Origin of the sequence: Mesorhizobium sp. M7A.F.Ca.AU.001.01.1.1 (assembly GCF_004022735.1) — a bacterium.
Lineage (GTDB): Bacteria > Pseudomonadota > Alphaproteobacteria > Rhizobiales > Rhizobiaceae > Mesorhizobium > Mesorhizobium ciceri.
This window is the reverse complement of the sequence record NZ_RZPF01000620.1, coordinates 1-3,975: the sequence shown is the minus strand read 5'-3', so window position 1 is coordinate 3,975 and position 3,975 is coordinate 1. Positions and strand designations below refer to the sequence as shown.

General features: G+C 62.6%; 5 protein-coding genes. 1 reads left to right on the top strand and 4 read right to left on the bottom strand.

Translation table 11 applies throughout. The features are described 5' to 3' along the window. Positions 1 to 212: 212 nt before the first annotated feature. A complete protein-coding gene (locus EN884_RS28450) occupies positions 213 to 689 on the bottom strand; it encodes an Lrp/AsnC family transcriptional regulator (RefSeq protein WP_024502088.1) in 477 nt (158 codons plus the stop codon). Positions 690 to 825: 136 nt separating this feature from the next. Here EN884_RS28450 and phhA point away from each other — a divergent pair, with 136 nt between their 5' ends. Continuing rightward, positions 826 to 1,662: a phenylalanine 4-monooxygenase gene (phhA, locus tag EN884_RS28445; protein WP_063169722.1), complete on the top strand. Its 837-nt coding sequence runs from the start codon at positions 826 to 828 to the stop codon at positions 1,660 to 1,662. Positions 1,663 to 1,783: 121 nt separating this feature from the next. On the opposite strand, the gene EN884_RS28440 is transcribed toward phhA, so the two are convergent. The 3 genes from EN884_RS28440 to EN884_RS28430 form a co-directional block, all read right to left on the bottom strand. After that, positions 1,784 to 3,223, bottom strand: a complete 1,440-nt coding sequence (locus EN884_RS28440; protein WP_063169723.1) for a GMC family oxidoreductase — start codon at positions 3,221 to 3,223, stop codon at positions 1,784 to 1,786. Next, a complete protein-coding gene (locus tag EN884_RS28435) occupies positions 3,220 to 3,396 on the bottom strand; it encodes a hypothetical protein (RefSeq protein WP_082826619.1) in 177 nt (58 codons plus the stop codon). Before EN884_RS28435 ends, EN884_RS28440 begins: the two co-directional genes overlap by 4 nt. 194 nt (positions 3,397 to 3,590) lie before the next feature. Continuing rightward, positions 3,591 to 3,975 (bottom strand): GGDEF domain-containing protein (locus tag EN884_RS28430; protein ID WP_164895198.1); only part of this gene is annotated, 385 nt, incomplete at its 5' end.

Genomic DNA, 3,975 nt, shown 5'->3' with positions numbered 1-3,975 from the left:
CCGCCGATCGCCAGCAGGCCGAGCGGCGGCAGGTGATCGTCGGGCACGCGGCTGCCGATGGCGGTGTGCGGCGGATTGATCAGGACGATTTTCATGGCGGACCTCCTGGGCAGTTGGTCCGCACAAGCTGGCCGGCGATGTGGACACGTGCTTGGCCCGTTTCAGCAGTTTGCGTGCAGCTTTTCCTCAAGGAGTGCGAAGGGCAGGCATTGTCATCGCCTGAGATGCCCGAGCGGCACATGGCCCGGGCCCTTGATGTTCTGCAGCACCAACTGCGTGTGGACGTCGCGCACGCCGTCGAGCCGCATCAGCCGGTGCATGACGAAAGCGTTGAGCTCGTCGACCGACGGCACCATGACATGCAGCAGAAAGTCATGGTCGCCGGTCATCGTCCAGCACGAGGAAACCTCGTCCATGCGCTGCACGGCGGCGATGAAGCTTTCGGGCGAGCCGTCGCTGTGGCTGACGAGGCGCACCTGGATGAACACCTCGACCATCAGCCCGACAGCGCGGCGGCTGATCACGGCGGCAAATCCCTTGATGATGCCGGCCTCCTGCAGCGCCTCGAAGCGCCGCGCGCATGGTGTCGTCGACAGGCCGATCTCTTGCGCCAGCTCGGAAACCGGTTTGCGCCCGTCGCGCTGCAGGACATCGAGCATCTTGATCTCGAAATCATCGAATCGAGGCATTTTCACTCCTTCCTGGGAATTTCTGAGTGAATATTATCCCGATTTCCGAATTCGAGCCATCATCAAAACCGATTCGCCTCCGCAAATCCGCTTAACGTTCAGCACGTCAGCGATTTGCTTTGCGAGGAGAAAAACCATGACGACGATGAGCGTTGCCGAATACGCCCGCGACTGCGCGGCGCAAGGATTGCGCGGCGACTACTCGGTCTGCCGTGCCGATTTCACCGTGTCGCAGGGTTACGATTACAGCGATGAAGAGCAGGCGGTGTGGCGCACGCTGTGCGACCGCCAGACCAGACTGACGCGCAAGCTCGCCCACCATTCCTACCTCGACGGCGTCGAAAAACTCGGCCTGCTCGACCGTATTCCCGACTTCGACGAGGTCAGCGCCAAGCTGCGCAAACTGACCGGTTGGGAGATCGTCGCGGTGCCGGGGCTCATTCCCGCGGCTCCGTTTTTCGACCATCTCGCCGATCGCCGCTTCCCGGTCACCAACTGGCTGCGGACCAGGCAGGAGCTCGACTACATTGTCGAGCCCGACATGTTCCATGATTTCTTCGGCCATGTGCCGGCGCTGTCGCAACCGGTGTTCGCCGATTTCATGCAGATGTATGGCGAGAAGGCCGGCGACATCATCGCGCTGGGTGGCGACGAGATGATTTCCCGGCTCTACTGGTACACGGCCGAATATGGCCTGATGCGGGAGGCCGGCCAGCCGCTGAAGGCCTTTGGCGCCGGCCTTATGTCGTCGTTTACCGAGCTGCAGTTCGCCGTCGAAGGCAAGGACGCCCACCACGTGCCCTTCGACCTGGAAACGGTGATGCGCACCGGCTACGAGATCGACAAGTTCCAGCGCGCCTATTTCGTGCTGCCGTCCTTCGACGCCTTGCGCGATGCCTTCCAGACCGCCGATTTCGCGGCAATCGTCGCCCGGCGCAAGGACCAGCCGGCGCTCGATCCGGCGACGCTCTAGAGCATTCCAGGAAAAGTGTGAAACGGTTTTCCGTCCGGAATTGCGTCAAACAAAGAGTTAGAGCGGATCGCCGTTCCGTGAAACGGTGAACTGCCCTAGGCAGCATGCTGCCCTGCAGCCGTCAGGCGGTGACCACCTTGCTGAGATGGTCGCCCAGCCGGCAGGCCAGCGCGGTGATCGTCGTCGTCGGGTTGCATTGACCCGACGTGCAGAACACCGAGGAGCCGCCGACATAGAGATTGTCCATGCCGTGCACCTTGCAGTTGGCGTCGACCACGCTCTTGCTGATGTCGGTGCCCATGCGCGTGCCGCCCATATGGTGATGGCCCGCCGTCTCGTCGTTGGTCGGATAGTCCTGACCATTGCTGATCCAGTCGGCAATGCGCACGCGGCCGAGATTCTTCTCGATCAGCGTTGCGCCGAACAGTCTGAGCCCTTCGAGAAGGGTGCGATGTTCCAGTTCGGATTTCTTCCAGTGCAGTTCGATGCGCGGCACGCCGGCATGGTCGACATCGGTCTTCGACAACTCGATCTGGTTGGAGGCCAGCGGCGCCTGTTCCCAGGCGACGTAGAGCTGGGCCGCGCAGCGCAGTCGCTGACTGAGCTGGTAGGACATCCATTCCGCCATGCTGGGCGCCGTGCAGGCGAGGTCGGCGATAAGGCTCTTGACCCCGGGATACGGCGTCTCGATCAGCCGGATGCCGAAGTTCATGATCTGCAGCCGCTCCATGGCGGCAAACGTCGGCGAGAAGAAGGCCTCGTTGACGGCGTCGACCTCGAACGCGTTGTAGTCGGCCAGGATGGCGTTGCCGCCCTCGAAGGTCGGATGCTCCATCCAGTAGCGGCCAAGCGCAGTTGCATTCGGCACGACGCCGCCGTTCGAGCGCTGGTTGGACCACAGAAGCAGCCGCGAATTCTCCAGCCCACCGGTGCAGACGATGAAATAGTCAGCGCTGAACGAGCCGGCATCCTGTCCGTTCGACCACAGCCTGGCGCCAGTCACGCGTCTGCCGTCGCCGGCAAGTTCGGTGGCACAAGTGTTGAGCACCACCGCGATGTTCGTGGCCTTGTCGAGTTCATCGCCGAACTTCTCGGCGAAGCGCACGGCCGGGCTCTTGATCAGCTGCACCCAGCGAATGTCGTCCGAGATCGGCATATCGGGCCGGAGGGCCGGAAGGTCGAGAATATCGCGCACTTCCGGCAGATAGGGTTCGATGTCGGTGCGGGCGATCGGCCAGCCCGTATCGGGTACCCAGGCCTTCGGCTCGAAATCCTGCTTGTCGAGCACGCGGCACCAGCCTGCCCAGTGGTTGGAACTGCCCCCCATGAACCGCAGCCGGGTGATGTCGAGATCGAAATAGAAATCTCCGACCGTGCTGCCCCGGTAAAAGTCCTGCGAGTCGTCGCTGAATTCGCGCGGACCGGCCTCCATCACCACCACCGGAATGCCGGCCGCGCCAAGCTTGCGGGCAATGGTCATGCCGGCCGGACCGGAGCCGAGGATGCAGACCTTCGGGGTGAAGTTCGCAGCGCGATACGCCTCGTAGCTGTCGAAGATCATGCCAGGTCGCTCCGCTTCAGGATCCAGCCATCGACCTCGACGATCTCGTTCGGGTCGGGCTTTGGACCGGCGGCATCGGCATCAGGCAGCTTGCGGAACAAGGACAGGGCAGGCAATGCGATCAACGCCTGCACGAGCGCGCGGCGTGACATTTTCTTGATGATGAAACTCATGGCTGGTCTCTCGGCTGGGCTTCGGCACTGCATGGCGTTCCCAGAACGGCAATTCCCGGAACGACACATGCATCACCGTGGAAGCCAGTATCGTGCCAAGTCTGGCCGCAAAGCAGTGAAAACCCGGCTAAGCGGTACAACCGAGTGCAAACAGGGTTAGAGTTTTCTTAACAGGCCGGTTGCGGCAGATCGGATCACGCCGCCTCGGAAATGCCGGTGTCGATGATCGTCAGGTTACGGCCCTGGTGCTTGGCCTGGTAGAGGCGCCGGTCGGCGGCGCGCATCAACTCCGACACGCTGGCTTCCTCGCCGCAGACAGTACCGCCGATGCTGACCGTGAGCGGAATGGTCCGCTCGTCGACGGGCCGGAAGCGGATCAGCTCGACTTCGCGGCGAATGCGCTCGGCGACGCGCTTGGCCTCCTGCTCGGTGGCGCCAACCAGAAAGGCGCCAAATTCCTCGCCGCCGATGCGGCCGAGCACATCGCCGCTGCGCACGCCGCGCTGAATCGCGCTGGCGATCAAAAGCAGCGCGTCATCGCCGGTCAGGTGGCCGAAATTGTCGTTGATGGTCTTGAAG